Annotated in this window: 20 protein-coding genes and 1 tRNA gene; 9 read left to right on the forward strand and 12 right to left on the reverse strand. The window is 72.4% G+C overall.

Annotated features, from left to right (window positions below; all coding sequences use genetic code 11):
* Positions 1-17 precede the first annotated feature (17 nt).
* A complete protein-coding gene (bla, locus tag BLT97_RS34940) occupies positions 18-962 on the forward strand; it encodes a class A beta-lactamase (protein ID WP_093617670.1) in 945 nt (314 codons plus the stop codon).
* Between the two features lie 65 nt (positions 963-1,027).
* A complete protein-coding gene (locus tag BLT97_RS34945; RefSeq protein WP_093617672.1) occupies positions 1,028-1,225 on the forward strand; it encodes a hypothetical protein in 198 nt (65 codons plus the stop codon).
* A 68-nt stretch (positions 1,226-1,293) separates the two neighbouring features.
* On the opposite strand, the gene BLT97_RS34950 is transcribed toward BLT97_RS34945, so the two are convergent.
* Together BLT97_RS34950 and BLT97_RS34955 are read right to left on the reverse strand one after the other, a co-directional pair.
* Positions 1,294-3,255 carry a GMC family oxidoreductase N-terminal domain-containing protein gene (locus BLT97_RS34950; RefSeq protein WP_093617674.1) on the reverse strand — a complete coding sequence of 654 codons (1,962 nt, stop codon included), beginning with the start codon at positions 3,253-3,255 and terminating at the stop codon, positions 1,294-1,296.
* A 115-nt stretch (positions 3,256-3,370) separates the two neighbouring features.
* Positions 3,371-4,972: a long-chain-fatty-acid--CoA ligase gene (locus BLT97_RS34955; protein ID WP_093617676.1), complete on the reverse strand. Its 1,602-nt coding sequence runs from the start codon at positions 4,970-4,972 to the stop codon at positions 3,371-3,373.
* 225 nt (positions 4,973-5,197) lie between these two features.
* Here BLT97_RS34955 and BLT97_RS34960 point away from each other — a divergent pair, with 225 nt between their 5' ends.
* Positions 5,198-6,361: a TetR/AcrR family transcriptional regulator gene (locus tag BLT97_RS34960; protein WP_093617678.1), complete on the forward strand. Its 1,164-nt coding sequence runs from the start codon at positions 5,198-5,200 to the stop codon at positions 6,359-6,361.
* Positions 6,362-6,458: 97 nt separating this feature from the next.
* Here BLT97_RS34960 and BLT97_RS34965 read toward each other — a convergent pair whose 3' ends face one another.
* Complete coding sequence (locus BLT97_RS34965; protein ID WP_093617680.1) at positions 6,459-7,667, reverse strand: oxygenase MpaB family protein; 1,209 nt, start codon at positions 7,665-7,667, stop codon at positions 6,459-6,461.
* Positions 7,668-7,873: 206 nt separating this feature from the next.
* On the opposite strand from BLT97_RS34965, the gene BLT97_RS34970 reads away from it, so the two are divergent.
* From BLT97_RS34970 to BLT97_RS34980, 3 genes are all read left to right on the forward strand, one after another.
* On the forward strand, positions 7,874-8,461 hold the full coding sequence (locus BLT97_RS34970; protein WP_093617682.1) for a DUF4334 domain-containing protein: 588 nt from the start codon (positions 7,874-7,876) through the stop codon (positions 8,459-8,461).
* On the forward strand, positions 8,458-9,513 hold the full coding sequence (locus BLT97_RS34975; RefSeq protein WP_093617684.1) for an alcohol dehydrogenase catalytic domain-containing protein: 1,056 nt from the start codon (positions 8,458-8,460) through the stop codon (positions 9,511-9,513). Before BLT97_RS34970 ends, BLT97_RS34975 begins: the two co-directional genes overlap by 4 nt.
* A gap of 98 nt (positions 9,514-9,611) precedes the next feature.
* Positions 9,612-10,775 (forward strand): acyl-CoA dehydrogenase family protein, encoded by a 1,164-nt coding sequence (locus BLT97_RS34980; RefSeq protein ID WP_093617686.1) that lies wholly within the window; start codon positions 9,612-9,614, stop codon positions 10,773-10,775.
* 163 nt (positions 10,776-10,938) lie between these two features.
* Here BLT97_RS34980 and BLT97_RS38185 read toward each other — a convergent pair.
* A tRNA-OTHER gene (locus tag BLT97_RS38185) sits at positions 10,939-11,032 on the reverse strand.
* A 60-nt stretch (positions 11,033-11,092) separates the two neighbouring features.
* The gene (locus BLT97_RS34985; RefSeq protein ID WP_093617688.1) at positions 11,093-11,773 is read right to left on the reverse strand and encodes a TetR/AcrR family transcriptional regulator; all 681 of its coding nucleotides are present in this window, start codon (positions 11,771-11,773) and stop codon (positions 11,093-11,095) included.
* A gap of 104 nt (positions 11,774-11,877) precedes the next feature.
* Here BLT97_RS34985 and BLT97_RS34990 point away from each other — a divergent pair, with 104 nt between their 5' ends.
* Positions 11,878-12,843 (forward strand): NAD(P)-dependent alcohol dehydrogenase, encoded by a 966-nt coding sequence (locus tag BLT97_RS34990; RefSeq protein WP_093617690.1) that lies wholly within the window; start codon positions 11,878-11,880, stop codon positions 12,841-12,843.
* Between the two features lie 63 nt (positions 12,844-12,906).
* Here BLT97_RS34990 and BLT97_RS34995 read toward each other — a convergent pair whose 3' ends face one another.
* The 6 genes from BLT97_RS34995 to BLT97_RS35020 form a co-directional block, all read right to left on the reverse strand.
* Entirely contained in the window at positions 12,907-13,770 is an 864-nt protein-coding gene (locus BLT97_RS34995; protein WP_093617692.1) for an arylamine N-acetyltransferase family protein, read from the reverse strand.
* 215 nt (positions 13,771-13,985) lie between these two features.
* Entirely contained in the window at positions 13,986-14,330 is a 345-nt protein-coding gene (locus tag BLT97_RS35000) for a hypothetical protein (RefSeq protein WP_143041437.1), read from the reverse strand.
* Between the two features lie 121 nt (positions 14,331-14,451).
* A complete protein-coding gene (locus BLT97_RS35005) occupies positions 14,452-15,354 on the reverse strand; it encodes a hypothetical protein (protein ID WP_093617696.1) in 903 nt (300 codons plus the stop codon).
* 255 nt (positions 15,355-15,609) lie between these two features.
* A complete protein-coding gene (locus BLT97_RS35010; protein WP_093617698.1) occupies positions 15,610-16,884 on the reverse strand; it encodes a sulfite oxidase in 1,275 nt (424 codons plus the stop codon).
* Between the two features lie 132 nt (positions 16,885-17,016).
* Positions 17,017-18,126 carry a hypothetical protein gene (locus tag BLT97_RS35015; protein ID WP_093617700.1) on the reverse strand — a complete coding sequence of 370 codons (1,110 nt, stop codon included), beginning with the start codon at positions 18,124-18,126 and terminating at the stop codon, positions 17,017-17,019.
* Between the two features lie 2 nt (positions 18,127-18,128).
* Positions 18,129-19,226, reverse strand: a complete 1,098-nt coding sequence (locus BLT97_RS35020) for a hypothetical protein (RefSeq protein ID WP_093617702.1) — start codon at positions 19,224-19,226, stop codon at positions 18,129-18,131.
* A 187-nt stretch (positions 19,227-19,413) separates the two neighbouring features.
* Here BLT97_RS35020 and BLT97_RS35025 point away from each other — a divergent pair, with 187 nt between their 5' ends.
* Entirely contained in the window at positions 19,414-20,367 is a 954-nt protein-coding gene (locus BLT97_RS35025) for a YihY/virulence factor BrkB family protein (protein WP_093617704.1), read from the forward strand.
* Positions 20,368-20,472: 105 nt separating this feature from the next.
* Here BLT97_RS35025 and BLT97_RS35030 read toward each other — a convergent pair whose 3' ends face one another.
* Positions 20,473-21,078, reverse strand: a complete 606-nt coding sequence (locus BLT97_RS35030; protein ID WP_093617706.1) for a dihydrofolate reductase family protein — start codon at positions 21,076-21,078, stop codon at positions 20,473-20,475.
* 323 nt (positions 21,079-21,401) lie between these two features.
* On the opposite strand from BLT97_RS35030, the gene BLT97_RS35035 reads away from it, so the two are divergent.
* Positions 21,402-21,980: a TetR/AcrR family transcriptional regulator gene (locus tag BLT97_RS35035; RefSeq protein WP_093617708.1), complete on the forward strand. Its 579-nt coding sequence runs from the start codon at positions 21,402-21,404 to the stop codon at positions 21,978-21,980.
* Positions 21,981-22,048 lie beyond the last annotated feature (68 nt).

The following is a 22,048-nucleotide window of genomic DNA, read 5'->3' on the forward strand; positions in this document are numbered from 1 at the left end:
CCCTGGAGAAACACCGTATGCCGCACCGCCCCAGCCGCCGCACCGCTCTGACCGCGCTCCTCGCCGCAGCCGCCGTACCCCTGGCCGGCTGCGGCGGGGACGGGGAACCCCGTGCTGACCGGCCGGAGACTTCGGGCGACTCGAAGGCTCCGGCCACGGTCGAGGTGCCGGAGGCGGAATTCCGGTCCCTGGAGCGGGAGTTCGACGCGCGCCTCGGCGTGTTCGCCGTGGACACGGCCGACGGGCGGGAGCTCGCCTACCACGCCGACGAGCGGTTCGCGTACTGCTCGACCTGCAAGGCGTTCCTCGCGGCGGCCGTCCTGGACAAGGGCGGAGTCGGCGGCCTCGACCGTGAGGTGGCCGTGCGCCGCGCCGACGTCGAGGGCTGGTCGCCGGTGACCGAGAAGAACATCGGCTCCCGGATGACGTTGCGCGCGCTGTGCGACGCCGCGGTCCGCCACAGCGACAACGGGGCGGCCAACGCGCTCTTCCACGAGCTGGACGGGCCGCGCGGGCTGCAACGGGCGCTGCGGGCCATCGGGGACGAGACCACGCGCTGCGACCGCTACGAGGTCGAGTTGAGTGAGGCCCGGCCCGGTGACGAGCGGGACACCAGCACGCCGCGCGCGCTCGCCCGCTCCCTGCGGCAGTACGCGCTCGGCGACGTCCTCGACGCGGAGGGGCGCGGCCTGCTGACCGACTGGCTCGTCCGCAACACCACCGGTGACAAGCTCATCAGGGCCGGGGCGCCGGACGGCTGGCGGATCGGCGACAAGACCGGCAACGGCTCCTACGGGACCCGTAACGACATCGCGCTCGCCTGGCCGCCGGGCGGAGGCGAGCCGGTGGTCCTGGCCGTCATGTCCCGCCGCGCCGGCGGGGGCCCGGACGCGGAGCACGACGACGCGCTGATCGCCCGTGCCGCTGCCGCCGTCTTCCGCGCACTGGGGAGCGGCGCCTAGCGGGGCGGCCGGCGGCGAAGGAGAAACAGATCCTTGACGGCGCCGTGGCGGGGAACCGGGAACCCATGAACACCGCGAAACTCGAACTCGCCGCCAAGCGCTACCGCGAGGCACAGGCCGCCCTCGACGCCGCTCTCGACGATCTGCGCACGGAAGCCGCCACCGTGCTTCGCGACGGTGGTGACGTGGCGGAGGTCGCCCGGATCACAGGGTGGCGGAAGCGGCAGGTACGGCAGCTCGGCGCGCGCAGGAGCAGCGGCTGACCCCGGCGCGCGCGAGACCATCGGCCGGCCCCGGCCCCGCCGACCGTGGCGGAGCCGGAATCGGCGGGTCAGACGGTACGGCCCAGGCGCTCCGCGAGCCTCGTGGCGTTCATGTACGCGATGGCCTCGATGGAGATCATCGGGTTCACGCCCGACGAGGTCGGGAAGCAGGACGCGTCCGCCACCACGATGTTGGGGACCTCCCAGGTGGCTCCGTCGGGGTCGGTCGCGCTGGTGTCGCGGCTGCCGCCCATGCGGGCGGTGCCCATGATGTGCAGCGCGGCGATCGCACAACGCCCTGGCCGGTAGCCGGCGTTGCGGCAGGCTACCGCGAACTCCTCGAAGGTGCCGCTTCGTCCGGGTTCGTACGCGGGGCCCGCCTGGTGGGCCGAGGAGATGCGGCGGGCTCCGGCGGCGGCGAGGATCCTGGCGGCGCCCTCGACTCCGGCGTGCAGGTGTGCGGCGTCGCGGTCCGAGAGGCGGTAGTGCGGAACGGGTTCGCCGTCGCGCGCCACCTTGACCACACCGCTGTCGCGGTCGCGGGTGATGATGCCGACTCCGGCCGTACGAGGGAGGTCCTTCAGGGCCGCGAGGTGAGCGGTGCCGCCGCGCCAGTTCATGAAGCCCTGGAGCGCGGCCGGGTTGCCGGGGCCCGTCTCGTAGATCACGCCGTGGCCGCGGCCGTCGAGGTCGCTGTGCTCGCGCGAGTAGCGGGTCTGCATCCCGCCCTCCCAGGGGCGGATCTCCTCGTCGAACAGGCCCCACACCGCCGTCGCGGGATGCAGCCGCAGATAGCGGCCGATCGTCGCGTCGGTGAGTCCCGAGCGGCGCAGCAGCGCGGGTGTCTGGATGGCGCCCGCGGCCACGACGACCGCGCGGGCCCGCACGGTGACGGCATGCCCGGCGGTGGTGGTGCCGCGCACCCCGACGGCGCGGCCCTGCTGCACGTCGACGGTGCGGACGGCCGTGTCGATGACGAGGCGGGCGCCGGCCGCTTCGGCGTCGGCGAGCCAGGTCTTGGTGACGGACTGCTTCGCGCCGAGCCGGCAGCCGTATCCGCAGCGTCCGCAGTCCGTGCCCGTGTCGCAGCCGACGACGTTGCGCGGCATGGCGTCGACATGCCAGCCCAGGGCGCGCAGGCCCCGCTCCATCACGGTGTCGCGCGCCGATGCGGTGCTGTGGTCGGTGTTGACGGAAAGCCTCTCCGTGACCGCGTCGAGGGCCTGGGTGTACTCCTTCTCCGCGAACTGGCCCGCGCCGAGGGAGGCCCATTCCTCGCGGATCTCGTCGGGTGTACGGAAGGACGTGGTCCAGTTGACCACCGTGCCGCCGCCCAGGCAGGAGCCCGCGACCAGGGAGACCTGGCCCTCCGCGGTCGCCGAGGGGCCGGAGGCGTACAGGCGGCTCAAGCCCGACAGTTCACCGCCGTCGAAGTCCGCGTCGTCGAAGTACCCGCCGCGTTCGAGGACGACCACGTCGAGGCCCGCGCCGGCCAGGGCGGCTGCCGCGGTGCCGCCGCCGGCACCCGAGCCGACCACGACGACATCGCAGTCGAGGGTGGTGTCCGCGGTGGGCGACAGGGGTGCGAGGGGCGGGCGCGGGGCGTCGGGCTTCACGCCCAGCGGCCCGGGGTAGCCGATGGCCTCCCAGACCGGCGAGGTGCCGCTCTCCCCCGGGGCCAGCAGGTAGGCGGAGGTGGCCAGGCCGCGCAGGGCCTGGAACAGGACGCGTTTGCGCTCCGAGGAGGCGCCGCCCAGGCGGAGCAGGAGCTCCTCGCGGGCGGCCGGTGCGAGCTCGGAGAACCGGCGGCCGCGCGTGCCCAGGACCAGCCCGCCCAGCCGCGTGTCCCACACCGAGAGCAGGGTGGCGAGCTGCTTGCGGTCCCGGGCGCGCGGCATGGCGCCCGCGAGGCCTTCGGCCAGGGGCACCGCGCCGAGCGCGCCCGCCGACGGGATCGAGGCGCCGTCCCCCGGGGCGAAGGTGTCGCATATCGCGGTGAGCGCCGCCCGCTGGCGGGAGTCGAGCTGCATGGGGCCGTCCTTGGACGTGGGAGGGGTGAGGGGTTCCGGGGCCGCCGGATTCGCCGGCGGCCTGCGCGCGTGCGTCCGGGTGTGCTCAGTCCGGGTGTGCTCAGTCCCGGTGTGCTCAGGCGACGGGCCGTGTGCGGCTCTCGTCCTGCGTACGCAGCGTCTGCTTGACGACCTTGCCCCCGGCGTTGCGCGGCAGTCCATCGCCGGTCACGAGGTCCTTGGGCATCTTGAAGGAGGCAATCCTGCCGTCGAGGAAGCTCGTCAACTCCCCCAGGGACAGGATGGTTTCGGGCGCCAGGGTGACGTACGCGACCGGGATCTGGCCCCAGCGTTCGTCGGGCCGACCGATCACCGCGACCTCCAGCACCGCCGGATGCTCCGCGACGGCGTTCTCGACTTCGGCGCAGTAGATGTTCTCGCCGCCGCTGATGATCATGTCCTTCTTGCGGTCGACCACCCAGACGAAGCCCTCCTCGTCCATCCGCACCAGGTCGCCGGAGTGGAACCAGCCGCCTTCGAAGGCCTCCGCGGTCTCCTGCGGCTTGCGCCAGTAGCCCTGGGTCACGGTGGGGCCGCGGTAGACGATCTCGCCGACCTCGCCCACCGGCACGTCGTTCATCTCCGCGTCGACGATGCGGTACTGGATGGTCGGGATGGGCCGGCCGACCGAGCCGAGCTTGCGCAGGGAGTCCTCGCCGCGCAGCACACAGGTGATCGGCGAGGTCTCGGTCTGGCCGAACACCGCGACGTTCAGGGCGTCGGGGAAGGCCGCCCCCATGGCGCGCAGGGTCGCGTCGCTCGCGGGCGCGGCGCCCCAGCTGATGACGCGCAGCTTCAAGTCGCGCTTGTCGATGCCGGGTTGGGCACAGAGCAGGTCCCACTGCTGCGGCACGTTGAACACGACGGTGGCGCCCTCGCGTTCGTACGCGTCGAGGACGGCCTCGGGGTCGAAGGCGCCGAGCGGGTGGATCACGACGGTGCCGCCGACGAGCAGGTTGGCGACGATCGAGCCCAGACCGGCGATGTGGAAGAACGGGGCGGTCAGGAAGCCGACGTCGGAGTCGTCGAACATCTCCATGGCCCGGATGCAGGTGATCGCCTGGACCTGCATGTTGCGGTGCGAGAGCAGGACGCCCTTCGGCCGTCCCGTGGTGCCCGAGGTGTACATGATCAGCGCGGTGGAGTCCTCGGCGATGTCGGGGAGCTCGATCGGCTCGTACGCGGCGAGGAACTCCTCGTATGCGAACTGCCCCTCCGACGCCCCCTGTTGACCCTCGCCGCCGGGCGCTTCGGCGTCGCCGATCACGATGACGGTGCCGATGGCCGCGGCGGCCGGGACCGCGCGCAGCAGCGGCAGGAGGCGTGCGTCGACGACGATCGCGGACGGGGTGCAGTCGTCCAGGATGTAGCCGAGCTCGGGGGGTGCGAGGCGGAAGCTGAGCGGGACGGCCAGGGCGCCGAGGCTGTTGGCGGCGAGTACGCTCTCCACGAACCACGGGTGGTTGAGGGTCAGCAGGGCCACCCGGTCCCCCTCACCGACGCCGCGGCCGGCGAGCCCGGCCGCCAACTGCAGGGAGCGGCGGGAGAGTTGGGCCCAAGTGGTGGTGGCCCCGAGGTGGCGCAGTGCGGGCTTGTCGGGCCGCATGGCCGCGTGGGTGGCCACCTGCGCCATCCAGTGGTGCCGGAAGGACCAGGCGGGTGCCGTAACCGTGGACATGCCACTCCTCGGGATCCGGACGGAAAGGGGGTGGGTGCACTGGGTGGAAGCGTGGCCATTATGCCCGCGACAGCGCCGACCAAGAAGCCCTTTGTTAATGGAAAATCACATGGGATGTGAACGACGGGTCACGTGCCGACCGCAGTGCCGCACGGCTGCTCCCGGGCCGGTTCCGTGTGATTGACTGGGGCGCATGGTCCTGTCTCTGCGTCCCACGTCCTGCCGGTGACGGCCGAGCCGATCGCGGCCACGCGCCCGCGCAACCGCAAGCAGCTGATCGTCGAGGCGGCCGGCCGGGTGTTCAGCGAGCGCGGCTACCACGCGGCCTCCATGGAGGAGATCGCGGCGGCCGTGGGCATCACCGCCACGGCCCTGTACCGGCACTTCCCCAACAAGTACGCGCTGTTCGCCGAGTGCGCGAACGTCATGGTCGACCGGCTGGTCGCCGCGCTCGACGAGCTGCCGGCCGAGGCGGATACGGCGCAGGTGCTCGGCGCCGTGACACAGGTCGCGGTGGAACATCGTGCGTCCGGGGGTCTCTACCGCTGGGAGGCCCGCTATCTGCACGCCGCGGACCGGCAGCTCCTGAAGCGCAAGTTCGCCTGGGTCGTCGGGCGGGTGTCCGAGGCCGTACGGCGTGAACACCCGCTGCCCGAGGAGGAGTTGCGGGCCGTGGCGGCGCTCGGTGCGATCGGATCCGTCACGCAGCACCACAACGCCATCGCGCGGCGGCGCCTGGAGGACGTGCTCCTCTCCTCCGCGCTGCGGGTCGCGGCGACTACGCCCGCGGCGTACGCGCAGGCCCCGCGTCCGGTGGAGCTGCCCGCGCCGCCCGTACCGCGGACGCGGCGGGCGCAGATCCTGGCGGCGGCGATCCCGCTGTTTGCGCGGGACGGGTTCGCGAAGGTCACCAACGGGCAGATCGCCCAGGCCGTGGGGATCGCGCCGTCCGCGCTGTACCGCCACTACGCCACCAAGACGGACATCCTCGTGGCGGCCTGCCTTCAGGCGGCGGGGCTGCTCGCGCAGGCCGTGGAGCGGAGCCTGGACGAGGTGAGCGAGCCGCGCGAGGCGGTGGGCGCACTGGCGGCGGCGTATGTGGGCTACAGCTTCGAGCACACCGCGCTCACCAGCGTCGCCGAGGCCGAGGTGGCGGGCCTCCCGGACGAGTTGCGGCAGCCGGTGATCCTGGCGCAGCGCGAGCACATCGCCGTATGGGAGCAGCAACTGCTGCTCGCCCGGCCGGAGTTGGACACGCGCCAGGCCCGGGTGCTGGTGCACGCGGGGTTCGGAGTGGTCGTGGAGGCGGGCCGGCAGCTGCGCCGGCAGGACTCCCCCGGCCATCGGGCCCGCGTGACCGCGCTGATGGTCCGGGCCCTCGGCCTGTAACGGCGCCGGACCATCGTCCGGCCTCGGCCTGTGGCGGCGCCACGCGCTCCGTGGGGGAAGGCGCGGGACGTCGCCACGGGCCGGACGCGCGAAGCGCTCAGCCGCCCGGCCGGTTCGCGGCCGGGAGCGTGATCGGGGTCTGCGTCGGCGAGGTGCCGTTGTTCAGGTAGAGCATCGCGATGCCGCGCAGGGCCTGGTCGAACAGGTAGCCGCTGCCGGGCAGCACACCCGACGTGCCCTCGCGGAAGGCCACGTACAGGGGCCATTCGATGCGGATCAGGGCCGCGTGCGCCCAGTCGCGGCGCAGGTTGAGCCAGTCGCCGACCTCGTCGCCCAGCAGGAAGCGCACGAACTCGTTCACGAAGCCGGTGGCCAGGCCGAGGGTGGGCTGTGAGACATAGCCGAGCAGGGTCTCGGCCAGGCTGTTGCCCTCGCGCGTGGGGGCGAGGTCGGGCCAGAGCATGTGCTCGGCCTGGGCTAGCGCGTCGGCCCAGGTGGCGGGGATGAACTGCCGCTGCACACCGAGCAGATGGAGCGCGACCTGCCAGGCGTGCAGGTCGGCCTCCTTCTCGGCCGCCGACAGGCGGATGCCCCACTTGAGCAGGTTGCTGTGGGTGTACGTGGCCACCGAGTGGAAGGTGCGCAGGATGTCGCCGTTGCTGATCGGCTTGGGCTGGTCGGCGCTCTCCATGAAGCCGGCGGACTGCGGCAGCAGGTTGCGCACCACCGAGTGCACGAGGCGGGTCTTGTTGGCGGTGACGACGAAGTGGCCGGTGGGCTGCCAGGCGGTGGCCGAGTTGAGGTCGTAGCCGAAGGTGAACGTCTTGGCCGCGCGGTCCTTCATGTTTGCGCCGCCCGCGGACCAGTAGACCGCCCGGGCCTCGCGCGGGATCACGGTGCTCATGATGCCGCTGCCGATGCTCTGCGAGACGAACAGGTACGAAGCGAGGCGCTTGTAGTAGCGCTCGGACGCGGCGAGTTTGCCGGCGTCGGCCCAGGAGGGCAGCCGGTTCACCTTCTGCAGATAGCTGGTGAGGTAGCCCGGCATGCCGGACGGCAGGGGGTCCGCGTTGTCCACCCACCGGCGCCAGGCCTCGTTGACGGCCGGGATCGCGCCGTCGGCGAGGAGCCGTGCGGCCACGGCGTCCGGCTCCGGGCCCCAGACCTGGAACGGGTCGGTGACCTCGTCGGCGCCGGCGAGCGAGCCGGCGGAGGACCAGGCCCACGCCTCGGGGGCGGCCGCGGCGCTCGCGAGCCCTAAGGCGGCACCGAGCGAGAGCACTCGTCGTCTGCTGATACTTCCCATTCACTTACCTACTTCCGGGCAGGTCGGACCGCACCTTGAACTCGCTTACGCAGACTGCGATATGAGCGATCACCAAGGTTGTCCATGGGAGTGATTTCTGATTAACATAACGACGCGTGCTGTGGTCGGCAAGGCTTCTGCGATACGTCTGCACGCCCTCTCGATTCGCCCATCGCGCACCGGTGAACCCCCTTACGGAGTCCCGTATGAGCCAGGAGCAGGATCAGATCGACGTGGCGCCGAGGCCGCCGGGGGCGAGGCTCGTACGCCCCACCGTCGTCGAACGGTGGCGCGCGCTGCGGGAGGCTTCCGGTCCCGTCGACATCGGCGCGCTGGACGCACTGTGGGCGGATCTGGCCGTGGTCGAGGCCTCGTCGCTGCTCGGTTCCTGGCGGGGGTTCGCCTTGCCGACCGGCCATCCGCTGGAGCGGGTCCTGGCCCGCAGCAGGTGGCACGGCAAGCGGTTCGTCGCCCTGGACGACGCCAAGCCGCTGATCTGCCGGGGGCCGGGCGGCGGTCTCTACTCCGACACCGCGGCGGGCAAGGGCGAGGCGAGCCTGTGGAACGTGGAGTTCCGCGGCGAGGTGACCGCCACGATGGTGTACGACGGCATGGCCGTGTTCGACCACTTCAAGCGCGTGGACGAGAACACGCTCATGGGCGTGATGAACGGGAAGCCGCACCTTGTCCTCGCGGAGGGCCGGCACTTCTACTTCGGCCTTGAGCGCGAGCACGTCGGGCCAGGGAGCGCCGACTTCACCCACGGACGCGAGCCCGGCCGGGACCGCGGATGAAGATCTTCGCGCTGCTGTCCCGGGGCTCCGCGCCCGGCGAGCTCGTCGACGCCGAGCTGGACGAGCCGCGCGCCGACGAGGTGGTGGTCCGGATCGAGGCGGTCGGGGTGTGCCACACGGACCTCGTCACGCGGAAGGCGCTGGGCGACGCGCCTGTCGTGCTCGGGCACGAAGGGTGCGGCATCGTGCAGCAGGTGGGCTCGGCCGTCGACTCGCTGCGCACGGGAGAGCGGGTGGTCATCTCCTTTGCGTCCTGCGGCAGTTGCGAGCAGTGCAGGGCCGGGCATCCCGCCTACTGCGGCTGGGCCACGAGCCTGAACGGGTCGGGGCGCCGCCTGGACGGATCGCCGACCATCCGGGTGGGGGGCGAACCGGTGTACGGGGCCTTCTTCGGGCAGTCCTCGTTCGCGACGGCCGCGCTGGCCGCTGCCCGCTCGTGCGTGCCGGTCGGCGCGGTGCCGCCCGAGGTGGCCGCACCTTTCGGCTGCGGTTTCCTGACCGGTGCGGGTGCGGTGCTCAACGTGCTGCGTCCGGCGCCGGGCAACCGGCTCCTGGTGATCGGCGGCGGCGGTGTGGGGTCGGCCGCGATGCTGGCCGCCCTGTCCGAAGGCGTCGAGGTCGTCGTGTCCGAGCCGGTCGCCGCGCGCCGGGCGCTGGCCGTACGGTGCGGGGCCACGGCCGTCGGCTCGCTGGATGAGGCCCCGCCGCCCTTCACCCATGCGCTCGACACCACCGGAAAGCCCGAACAGATCCGGCGTGCGCTCGCGCTGCTCCGCTCGCGCGGGGTGCTGGCCCTCGTCGGGCGCGGTCCCGCCGAAGTGCCGCTCGATCTGCGGTCGTTGTTGCTGCGCGGCCTCGAGGTCCGCGGCTGCGTCGAGGGGGACGCCGAACCCGCCGTCCTCGTACCGGAGCTCCTCGACCGCTACCGCCGGGGGCGCCTGCCCGTGGACCGGCTCGTGACCACGTATCCGCTGCGCGAGTTCGACCGGGCCGTCGCGGATCAGCGGGCGGGCCGGGTCCTCAAGCCGGTGCTGCTGCCGCCGGACAGCTGACCGCGCCTCGCACCGGCCTCCCGGCGGGCCGCTGCGTCCGCCGGCCACCGGCCTTTCCGTCGTACGCCTGTGAACTCATCCGAACAGGAGTGGTCCCCGTGTCCCGTGCGCTCTCCCCTCAGCGGTCCCTCTACGACGACGAGCACGAACTGCTCAGGGACACCGTCCGGTCGTTCGCCGACAAGTACGCCGGCCCGCACATCGAGCGGTGGCGGGCCGAGGGGAAAGTCGACCGGACCCTGTTCGTGGAGGCCGCCCGCGCGGGGATTCTCGGCTTCAACATCCCCGAGGAGTACGGGGGCGGCGGTGTCGGCGACTTCCGGTTCAACGCGGTGATCGGCGAGGAGTTCTCGCGCCATCCCGCATCCGACGCGCTCGCGGGCGTGGGCCTGTCCAACGACATCGTGGTGCCCTACTTCACGGATCTCACCGACGCGGAGCAGAAGGCCCGCTGGCTGCCCGGCATCGCCGCCGGCGAGCTGATCGTGGCGGTCGCGATGACCGAGCCCGGTACGGGCAGCGACCTGGCCGGCATCGCCACCACCGCGGTGCTCGAGGGCGAGGAGTACGTGGTCAACGGCAGCAAGGTGTTCATCTCCAACGGGCAGAACGCCGATCTCGTCGTCACCGCCGTGCGCACCGGACCCGACCGGCACGGCGGCCTCAGCCTGCTCGTCCTGGAGGCCGACCGCCCCGGGTTCGCGCGCGGCCGCAACCTGGAGAAGGTGGGCCTGCACGCGCAGGACACCAGCGAGCTGTTCTTCCAGGACCTGCGCGTGCCGGCGGCCAATCTGCTCGGCGCGGAGGGTTCGGGATTCACGTCGTTGATGCGCAACCTCCCCCAGGAGCGCATCTCGATCGCCGCCAACGCCATGGCGTCCATCGAGGCCGTGCTGGAACGCACCCTCGACTACGTCAAGGAGCGCACGGCGTTCGGCAAGCCGATCGGCTCGTTCCAGAACACCCGCTTCGAGCTGGCCGAGATGGTCACCACCGCCCGGGTGGGCCGCAGCCACCTGGACGATCTGCTCGCGCGGCACGCGCGGGGCGAGCTGACGGCCGTGGACGCGGCGGCGGCCAAGTTCTGGGCCACCGAGCAGTACGTGGACATCGTGGGCCGCTGCCTCCAACTGCACGGCGCCTACGGCTACATGCGCGAGTACCGCATCGCCCGGGACTACCTGGACTCGCGCATCACCACGATCTACGGCGGCACCACCGAGATCATGAAGGAGATCGTCGGCCGCGATCTGGGGCTGTAGACCCGGCCGCTCCCCGCCCCTGCCGCTGCCCCGCGCCGGCTGCCCCGCGCATCGGGTGCACCGAGCGTCGTGGGACCGCCGGGCGGGCGCACGGCAGGGTGTTCAGAGATCGAGGTCGGTCGCGGCGACGTAAGCATCCTCGGCCGCTGGACGACACCGGCGGAGCCGGCGGCGGGATTCGAACCCGCGTCGCTCTCTTTGCAGGAGAAGTAGCCGCAACCTGCGCACCTGAACGAGGTTCACCGTATCCGCCGTGCCTGCGGTGGGCACCTGGATTTCCCGGCGGTCCGAGCATCACGTGCGCGGCACCGTGGAGGTCAGCCGTGCCGGGTCCGCCCCGGCTGCGCGCCGGGAGCGGCCAGCGGGAAGCTGCGCAGGCTGAGGGAACTCGGCGGCGGCAGAGGCGAGTTGGCGCGGTCCGCGCGGAAGGATTGGAGGAGGTACGCGACCAGGCGTCTCGACGCCGCCGCGTCTTCGGGCAGGGCGGCGGCAAGGCCGCAGTGCGCCAGGAAGACCACGGCGAGGTCGGAGGGCCGGAAGTCGGCGCGCAGCGCGCCCGCCTCCTGCGCCCGGCGCACCAGCGCCGCCAGGTCGCGTTCGGCGCGGTCCCGGGAGTGCGCCTGCCGCTGCGCGGCGTCGGGGAAGGCCGCGACGAACGCGGCCGGGAACCCGCGCTCGTACCGCTGGAGCTCGCAGACCGTCTCGATCAGCGTCCGGAAGCCGTGCCACGGGTCCGGGTCCGCCAGCGCGTCGGTGAGGGCCTGCGTGCAGGTCTCCATCTGCTGCGCGTAGGCACCCCGTACGAGCGCGTCGCGGGTCGGGAAGTGGCGGTACAGCGTGGCCACGCCGACCCCGGCCCTGCGCGCCACGGTCGCCATCGGCGCGTCGATCCCGTGCTCGGCGAAGACCGCGCGGGCGGCGGCCAGGACACGCTCCCGGTTGCGCCGCGCGTCCGACCGTGCGGCCTTCGGGGAGGTGATCCGAGAGGATTCCGTCATCACTGTTTCTCGCTTCCGGCCCAAACGGACGATGCCGTCCGTTTACCAGCCTACGGTCGATCACAAATGCCCCGCAGGCCGGGCCGCAGAGGAGGAGTGGAGCGATGGACGACCGGATGATGAAGGCAGTGCTGTACGACCGGTACGGCGGGCCCGACGTGCTCTACGTGGGCCGGGTTCCGCGGCCCCGCCCCGCGCGCGGCGAGGTCCTGGTACGCGTACGGGCGTTCAGCGTCAACGGGGGCGAACTGTCCGCGCGTTCGGGGCGCGTGCGTTTCCTGACCGGCCGGAAGTTCCCCCAGCGTGTGGGCCTGGACTTCACCGGCGAGGTGGCCGGACTCGGCGCGGGCGTGACGGACCTCGCGGTCGGCGAGCGCGTCTGGGGCGTGCTGGGGCGCACCTCCGGGTTCGGCAGCGCGGCCGAGTACGTGACCGTGCCCGCCGTGCGCGTGGGCCGGGTGCCCGAGGGCCTGGACCTGGTCGCCGCGGCCGCGCTGCCGGTGGCCACCACCGCCGTCACCGCCTTGCGGGACAAGGCCGGGCTGCGTGCGGGTGAGCGTCTGCTCGTACGGGGCGCGGCGGGCGGTGTCGGCAATGCGGCGGTGCAGCTGGGACGGGCGTACGGCGCGCAGGTCACGGCACTCGCCCGCGCCGCGAACCTCGACTTCGTGCGCGGTCTGGGCGCCCACGAAGCGGTCGACCATCGCGTGATGGGTCCGGGCGAGTTGGGCCGTTTCGACGTGGTCCTGGACACCGTCGGCACCGACCTGCGCCGCTACCGCGGCCTGCTGGCACCGGACGGACGGATGGTGACGATCGCCTTCGACACCGCCCGCCCCGTCGCCTCGCTGGGCTTCATCCTGGCCAGCGCCGTGCACGGGCGCGGCCGGGTGCGCTTCTTCAGCGGCAATCCGCAGCGCGCGGAGCTGGACGCGCTCGCGCGCCTGGTCGAGGAGAAGCAGCTCGCCCCGGCGACGGACACCGTCTTCCCGCTGGAGGAGACGGCGGCCGCGCACCGCGCCCTTGAGGCGGGCGGGGTGCGCGGGAAGTTCGTCGTCGAGGTCGGCTGATTACGGTCTCGCGAACCGGCCTTGGTACTTCGTTGTTGGGACTCCGGTCTTACGGAACCACGGTCACTGGGGTTCCGACTGGCCCAGGATCGCGGCCAGTTCGCCCTCCTCCAGCCGGATGTCGAAGGTCTCGGCGAGGAGGCGGCCGAGGTCGGCGGGGTCCACTTCCTTCTCGACATGGGTGCCGTCGGGCGTGAACGTCTTCCAGAGCGTGCCGTCGAGCTGGTGGTGGTGGGTACCGGTGAAGCGCTGGGCGAACAGGCGCGTCACGAACGGTGAGCGCGGGTGGGTGCCCACGTAGTGACTGCCCACGCGGTAGTCGATCGGGTACTGCTGGACGAGCACGAAGGTGTTGCGGTCGGTCCAGCCGTCGGGCCCGTCCTGCTGGAGGGACCAGGTGTCGGTAAGCGCGCCGGGCCCGCGCAGGAGGCGGTAGCGCCAGCCGTCGGCCTCCAGCATGGCGCCGTCGGCGAGTTCGATGGGGGCAGTCGGGCCGCTGCCGAACCCGACGTCGCACAGCCAGGCACGGTCGTCGTCCGCGTCGTCTTCCGGGAACCGCACGACGATCATCGCGTGGGTGGCGGGGGTGATCTTGGCGGCGCCGAGCGTGATACGGCCCGAGATGCCGGTGAGGTCGAAGCCGAGACGTTCCAGCGCGGCCGCGAACAGCACGACGTGCTCGAAGCAGTAGCCGCCCCGGCGCCGCCGCACCAGGCGTTCCTGGACCGAGTCCAGGTCGATGGGCAGGGGGGTGCCGAGTACGGCGTGGACGTTCTCGAAGGGGATCGAGGTGGTGTGCGCGCGCTGGAGGCGGCCGAGGGTGTCGAGGGTGGCGTCGCGCGGCCCCTCGAAGCCGATCCGCTCCAGGTAGGCCTCCAGGTCCAGGTCCTCGCCCTGCCACACCGATGCCGCCTGCTGCTCGCTCATGCGCTCGCCCCTCGTCCTCGTTCCGGCCCGGCCGCGGACGCGTTCGCTGTGTTCGCGGCCACCCAGAAGGTACGTGAAGCACCGCGCCGGCCGCCTCCGCGGAAGGTCGCGGTGGGCGTACGTCCTTGGTCCTGGGTCCTCGGCAGGGGACCTCGGACCTCGGCAGGTGGTCCTCGGACCTCGGCCGTGCGGGCGGCGGGGGCGCGTCGCGCCGTCTACCGGTGCAGGTCCGTCTCCGTGACCTGCTGCGGGTTATCGGCGCAGACCGCGTAGACGGTGTGTCCGCCGCCCGGGGTGACGACGGTGGTGCCGGTCAGGGTGGTGCTGCCCGGCTTCACGGGGGTCAGCTCCACCGGCTCGACCGGTGTGTGGGCCGTGCTGCCGTCACCGACGAGCCGGCCTTCCGCGCGCCCGCCCTGGGACGGGTCGGCGCAGCCGGTGAGCGTGAGGGTGACGGTCTGTCCGGGCCGTGCGCCGGCCGGGGACACGGAGAGCGTCGGGGTGGGTGCGGGGGCGCAGGCGAGGGTGCCCGCGAGTGCGGCGGTCAGAACGAGGGGCATGAACATGCGGTCCTCCGGCAGGAGTTGGGGGGTGCGGCGGGCAGTCGCCGCGGCGGGGTGGGGCCTTGCGGCCTCGCCCCCGCCGCGGCATCCGCGGTGCGCGGGATCGAGGTCGACCTGATCAGGCGGCGGAGTTGAGCCGGACCTCGCCCGGGTCGGTCGACGGGTCGACCGGAGCGGGCTTCGTGTCGGGCTTCGGCTTGGGCGCGACGTCGGTGTCGCGCTCCGGCTGCGGGTCCGGCTTGACCTGGTCGTCCGGGCCGATCTGGTCGTCGGGCACGACCGGGTCCGGCTCGGGGGTGGGCTCCGGGTCCGGGGTGGGCTCCGGGTTCGGCACCGGCTGACCGGAGTCGTCCATCCAGGAGGTCAGCCCGCCGTCCGGGGACAGCACGACGTGCATGCCGTTGTGCTCACCGGCGGCGGAGCGGCCGTCGGCGTCGAGGGTGCCGACCTTGGTCACTGCCTGGAAGTGGTTCGTGGACAGCTTGTAGATCTTGGCCGTGGAGCCGTCGGCGAGGGTGTCGGTCCGCACGAACTGGCGCTTCTCCGGGTCCGGCTTCGGCTTCGGCTTCGGCTTCGGCTTCGGCGCGGGCTTGCCCTTCTCCACCCAGGAGGAGACCTTGCCGGTCTTCGTCAGGGAGACGTGCAGGCCGTTGAGGTTCGCGTTCGCGGTCTTGCCGAAGGCGTTGATCGTGGCGATCTTCTTGCCGCCGTACAGGACGTCGGCCTGGAAGCAGGTCTTGCCGAGCTTGTACACCTTGGCGGTGTGGCCCTTGGAGGCCAGCTTCACGGTCTTGATGTAGGCGCGCTTGGCGTGGGCGACGGTCGCCACGGCGTCGGCGTCCATGTCGTCGGCCGCGGCCGTGACGACCTGGGCCTCGCCGTCCTCCGCAGTCGCCGCCTCCGCGGCGGAGGCGTTCGCCGTGTGGTCGGCGAAGGCGTGGGTGGTGGTGTAGGCGCCGATGCCGACGGCGGACACGGCGGCGACGGTGATGACGCTGGTGCGCAGGGCGCGGGTGGTCATACGCATGATGAAAAGGGCCCTCTCGGGTCGCGGTTTCAGGATGTGATGGCCGCCCGGTTACCGATCCCCTCCGGCGACATCTACGAAGCTACGGACCCGATGTCAAAGCAACCCATAAGGGATGTAACAGTAAAAACGCGCTTGTATCGCGTTTCGTTTACATGATCCCTACCGGGCCGTAGCACTCGCTCCTGACCAGCGTTTTGTCACCAGGCGTGACCGTCACGCACCCTGAGTGCACCCGCGCCCCGAAGCTCAGCCGCCCTCCACCACCCGTACGGGATGCCGTACGACGGCGTCGAAGAGGTAGCCCTGGGTGTTGTGCACGGTCCGGTCCGGCTGCGTGCGGCCCCGGGTGTCCGTGGCGCGGGCCAAGAGGTGGGTGTCACCAGGGCGTTCGGGGCGCCAACGCAGCGACCAGCGCACCCAGTTGTGTGCTCGCGCGGAGTCGTGGAGCCGGGCCCTGCGCCAGGTGGCGCCGCCGTCGGTGCTCACCTCGACCGAGGCGATACCGCCCGCCCCCGACCAGGAGCGGCCGGTGAGCGTATGGGACCGCCCGGCCGGGAACGCGGCGCCATGGTCGAGCTCGAAGGCGCTCTTGACGGTCTGCCGCGTCAGCGGCGCGCTGCCGGCCGGCGGGTGGGCGGCCCCGTAGAGCCGATAGAAGTCGGTGTTCCAGGGCGAATAGAGCGGGGTGTCGGAGACCTCGATGTCGCCGACCCACTTGATGGAGGCGATGCCCACCCAGGAAGGGACGAGGACCCGTACCGGGTGTCCGTGGTCGGCGGGCAGCGGCTCGCCGTTCATCTCGTACGCGAGCAGCACGTCGCCCAGTGCCTTGGCGACGGGCAGCGGCCGGCGCACCCGCCCCAGGTTCGCGCCGTCGGCGGTCGTGTACTCGGCGTCGAGGCCGCGCGGCTGCACGTCGACCGCATCCCGGGAGATCCCGGCCCGGTGCAGGACGTCGCGGAGCCGTACCCCGCGCCAGCGCGCGCTGCCGATCGCGCCGAGCCCCCACGCCGTACCGCTGACGGCCTCCCCTTGCTGGGTGGTGAAGTAGCTGCGGCCGTTGCCCGCGCATTCGACCAGCGCTTCGGTGGTGACCGCGGGCAGCCGGCGCAGGTCGTCGAGGCCGAACTCGCTCGCCTTGCCGTGCCGCAGTCCGCTCCCCCACACCTTGAGCCGCCAATTGCCCTGGTCCAGCAGGGGTGTTGAGGTGTGGTTGCGGACGAAGAACCGGTCGAGCGGGGTGTGGAAGCCCGCGCCCTGCCACGAGGCGGTCCTGCTCTCGGCGTTGGTGCCGCGTACGGTGAACAGCTCGGCCGGCAGCGGCTTCACGATCCCCGGCCCGGCGGCCGTCGCGGGTGCGGCGGCGCCGAGTCCAAGGCCGGCCGCGCCGCCCGCCGCGGCCAGCAGCTTCAGGAGCGTGCGCCGTTCGACGCCGTCGGCTCGTGCTTCGCCGGCGAGGTACTGGCGCAACCGGCGGCGGTCATAGGCGAGTTCGTCGGTCGCTGCGGTGTGATCAGGCATGGGGGCATGATCCCGGCCGGGTCCCGGGGCGATCCATGCCGGGAGCATGAAATTCGTGTGTCGTCACCCGGAGAGCCGGCCGCCGGGGCGCGGGCAGTGTGCCCGGAACCCCGGCCGGCGCGCCTCCCGCGCTCAGCCGTACCGCAGGATCCGCGGTGCGAACGTGCTCTCCGGTCCGGCGGCGCGGCCCACCGCCCACACCGTGTCCGTGCCCGGTACGGCGGCGAGCCTCAGTAGGGAGGAGTCACCCTCCCCCGGAACCGCCGGCTCGCTGTGGCCGGTGAACGCCGTGCCGTCCCAGGCCAGGAAGTCCGGGCCGGGCTCCAGCGGCGGGGAACTGCCGGGCGGAGCCCACTTCATGGAGTTCGACAGGGAGACCCAGCCCAGTTCACCGGAGTCGGTGGGTGCGAGGGAGGTGACCGAGCCGAAGTCGGCGGGCAGGGCCACGCGGCTCCATGTCTGTCCGTCGTAGCGCATCAGGAGTGGCGGGATGGGCCGGCCGGGCGGGCCGCCGATGAAGCCGGCCGTGCCGCCCGCCCACACCTCGGTCGGCGAGACGGCGAGGATGGTGCCCACGCCGGCGCGCGGGGCGCCGTCGACGATGGTCTGCTGCCACGCGCTGCCGTCCCAACGGGACACCGCCGCACCGCCGTTGGCCACTCCGGCGGCCCAGACGTCGTCGGGCGCGACGATGTGCAGCCCGTACACGGCGCCCGGTGGCGCGGGCAGGTCGCGCCAGGTGCGGCCGTCAAGTCGGAGGACGGCCTGGGCGCCGTCCCGCGTGCCGAGGAGCCAGGTCTCGCCGCTGCCCGTGACCACCTTGGTGAGGGCGACGCCGCGCGGGGCGCGGGTCTCGTGCCATGCGGTGCCGTCGTAGCGCAGCAGTCGGCCGGTGCCCGTGGTGTCGCGGCCGACGGCCCACACGGCGTCTGGTGCGGTCGCGGCCACGGAGAGGAGTTCGCCCTGCCAGGCGACGCCGGGCAGCGGCTCGCGCTGCCAACTCGCGCCGTTCCAGCGCAGGATCAGCGGGAACCCCGGCGCCTGCCGTCCGACGGCGTCGGTGCCGACGGCCCAGGCCCGGTCGGGCCCGAGGGCCACGGCTTCGGCCAGCGCGGCCTGGGGGCGGACCCCGGCGGGGACCGGCACATGCACCCAGGACGCGGCGCCGGCCGAGGCCGGTGTCACCGTGGCCAGGACGGCCAGGACGGCGGCGAGGACCGCGACGAGCAGTCGGCGTGCCATGGTCAGCCTCCCAGTCTCTCGCTCATGAGGTTCGGTTTCGTGCCGTAGATCTCGACGGTCCCGAAGGCGAGCAGCGATTTGCCGGCCGTGGCGAGGGCGCGCGGCTGGACGTCGATCGCGTTCGGACGCTCGGGTCCGTACGAGAAGGCCGTACGGTTGCCGTCGATGCGCGCGTACCGGGACTGGAAGGCGTGGTTGCTGCGCACGGGCAGCCACAGCGCGCCGTCGGGTCCGCGCTCCAGGCCGTAGAAGTAGGTGTCGCCGAGTGCGGGGTAAGTGGTGCGCCAGGAGCGGCCGTTCCAGGTCGTGAGGAACGGCCGGGGCACTCCGTCGGCGTCGGCCCGGCCGCCGAGGGTGACGCGGCCGGAGGGTTCGAGCAGGATCCGGTGCACGTTGCCCGGCTCGGGCAGCGGGATGTCCAGGCCGCGCCAGGCGGTGCCGTCCCAGCGCACGATCTCGCTGCCGCCGTCGGTGCGGGCCACTTCGGCCCAGGCGTCGTCGGCCGCGCGCGCCTCGATCACGCTGTAGTGCAGGACGCCTTCCGGCGCGGTCTGGGTGGTCCAGCGCGTCCCGTCGTAGTGCAGGATGTGGTGGCCGGTTTCGTCCTCGCCCACGACCCATGCGGCGCCCGGCACGGCCGCGAAGTCCTGGTACCACCAGAGGGTGCGCGGGACCGGGACGGTGCTCCAGGTGCCGGCCGACCAGCGGAGGATCTCGCCGGCTTCGGCGCGGTTGCGGAAGATCCACACCTCGTCGCCGACGAACTGGATCTTGCGCAGATACCCGGGTTCGTCGGCGCCGGGGAAGGTGGTGTCGCGGCTCCACGTCCGGCCGTCCCACCGGTGCAGGAGCGGCCGCGGGCCCTCGTCGGTCTGCACGTGGCCGGTGGCCCAGGCGTCGTCGGGTGCGCGGGCCGCCACATCGGCCACCCCCGCCGTGCCGCTCGTGACGGGCGGTACGGGCAGGGCCTCCCAGCGGGGCGCGGCGGCCGCGGGCGGCGACGCGCCCGCGGCGCTCGGCGGTGCCGCGCCGGCGGCCGGTGTCGCGAGCGAGGCGCACACGACGGTCAGGCAGACGAAGAACGCACGGAGTCCGGTCACCAGTCCTCCCCTGGGCGCGAAGGCCGCTCAGCGTACGGAGCTCCCCCACGCGTGAACAGACGCATCATTGACAATCCGGCGCTCCCCGACGCTCAAAAGTGCTCTGGATTGGACGAGTTGTGCGGGGGCACCAGTGACCCGGACAAGTCCGCGCACGCGGCGGGGCCGAGGGATCCGGGGGCTGCTGATGGGTACGGCGACGACGGTCCCCGAGACACGCGACATGAAGGGTCCCGAACTCTCCGGTGACGAGGCTTTCGAGGCGCTGCGGCACTACGGCGGACTGCATCTGCTGCACGACGCGTTCGTGCGCTTCCGGTACGCGGACGGCTTCAGCCACGCCCGGGCGCTCGCCCTGCAGACGGTCCTGGCCGTGGTGCCGATGGTCATCGTCTTCGTGGGGCTGTCGACCGTGCTGCACACCGAGAGCATCGGCCGGTTCGCGCAGGAGACCCTGCACCGCATGCCGTTGGGGCCGAGCGGCGAGGTGATCGACCAGGCGCTGGCGCGCAGCCGCAGGACCGCCGACGAGGGGACGCAGCTCGCCCTATGGCTGGCGCTGGTGTTCGCCCTGCTCAACATCACGACGGCCATGTGCCAGATCGAGCGGGGCGCGAACCGGATCTACGGCAACGAACGCGACCGCCCCTTCCGGCGGAAGTACCCGCGCGGCCTCGTCATGGCCGTCACGGCCGGGCTGCCGCTCGGCCTCGGCTTCGTGCTGATGGTGGCCGGGGACGCGCTGGGAGCGGCGGCCGCCTCCGTGTACGGCATCGACGCCGGGACCGGCACGGCGTGGGCGGTGCTGCGCTGGCCGCTGGGGTTCGTGCTCGCGCTGCTGTCGGCGAGCGTCATCTTCCGGCGCGCGCCGCGCCGGCGCCAACCCGGCTACACCTGGCTGGCGTTCGGCGCGGCGGTGTATCTCGTCCTGTGGACCGCGCTGACCTGGATCCTGAGCCGCTATCTGGCACTGAGCGGTTCCTTCGACGCGGTCTACGGCCCGCTCAGCGCCTTCATGTCCCTGCTCCTGTGGGCGTATCTCACCTCGATCGCCCTGTTCCTGGGCCTGGCCTTCGCCGCCCAGCTGGAGGCGGCACGGGCGCTGCGTCCGGGGCCGGCCGAGCCGGATCCGGGGGTGTGAGGCGGATCCGGGGGTGTGGGGCGGACCGGTCCTCCGGCAGGAAGGCCGACGGTGGAGCGGAGCCGGCGCCGTCCGCCGGGACGGCGCCGGCTCCGCCGTTGCCTCCTACGAGCTCTGCTCTTTCCTCGTGTACGTCAGGAACGCACTGCCGCTCTCCAGAATCTTGCTGTCCGTCAAGGTGAAGGCGGTGGGCTCGAAGCGGGCGTGCGTGCCGAACAGCGGGATGCCTGTGCCGACCGTGAGTGGGGCGAGCTTCAGGATCAGTTGGTCGATCTCGCCGTAGAGAGCGCCCGCGAGTTCACCTCCGCCGATCAGCCAGATGTCCTTGCCGTCCTCCTTCTTGAGGCGGCGGACGGTTTCCACCGGGTCCTCCGCGACCAGTTCGACGCTCGGGGCGGGGCTCTGGGTCAGGGTGCGGGAGAAGACGAGGTGGCGCAGGTGCGGGTAGGCGTCCGGGACGCCGGCGTCGACTCCGAGCTGATAGGTGCGGCGCCCTTCGAGGACGGTGTCGAAGCGGGTGCCGGGTGCGGTGATGCCGAGCGCCTCCCGGGCCGGGGCCGGCAGGGTCTCCGGGAACTCGGCGGCCAGATGCTGAAGGTAGTCGTCGGCGATCGGCCAGAACGCGTCCGGACCGCTGGTGGGGTCCGACCCGTCGGGGCCGGCGATCTGCCCGTCCAGGGTGACGGCGATGTAGTAGACGAGCTTGCGCACGGGTTCCTCCCCGGGACGGTGGTGCGACGGACGGTCTGCGGCGGTGGTGCGGGAAGTGGCTGTCATAGGCCCTTTCAGCGGCGGGTGCCCGGCTTGGGGAGCGGGCGGGGGCGGGGAATCGAGCGGGGCTTGGCGGGCTGCGGGAAACGGGCACCCTGCGCGTGGGTCATGCGGTGGGGCTCGGCCCGGCGTACGGACTGGTTGCGCATCGCACTCCTCGGCGGCTGTCATGGATCACGGCGACTGATGTACTCTGCTTGCAGTGGTTAGAACGTAGTACTGCACTTGCAGTGGTGTCAACGCCTTTCCGGAAGGAATCCTCGATGCGCCAGAACCCGGCCCGCCGCACCGCACTCCTCGACGCCGCCGTGGAGGTCCTGGCCCGCGAGGGCTCGCGTGGACTCACCCTGCGCGCCGTCGACACCGAGGCCCAGGTCCCGAAGGGCACGACCACCAACTACTTCGCCCACCGCGCCGAGTTGCTCGCGCAGGTCATGACCCGGATCCAGGAGCGCCTCACGCCCGACGAGGGCCAACTCGCCGCCACCATGCAGGAGAAGCCCTCGGCCGAGCTGACCGCCACGCTCCTCAAGCAGCTGCACCAGCGGATGCGCGCCGACCGCAGCAGCTGGCTGGCGCTCATGGAGCTGCGGCTCGAAGCCACCCGCCGGCCCGAACTGCACGCCGAACTCACCCGGTTCTTCACCGCTCAGCTCGACGGCAACATCGCCTTCCACCTCGACTCCGGCCTGCCCGGCGACCGGATCACCGTCGTCCTGCTCTATCTGGCGATGCTCGGCCTGATCATCGACGACCTCACGGTGCCCGACCTCCTTGCGCCCTACCCGATCGACCAGCTCATCGAGGAGATGACCCGCCGACTGCTGCCCTCCGCCCAGTAGTTCCCCGCGTACTGCTCCTGCCGGGTTCTGCCCGCGCGCCGGCTCCGACCGCCCTGTGGCGTACGCTC

Source organism: Streptomyces indicus, assembly GCF_900100315.1.
GTDB lineage: Bacteria > Actinomycetota > Actinomycetes > Streptomycetales > Streptomycetaceae > Streptomyces > Streptomyces indicus.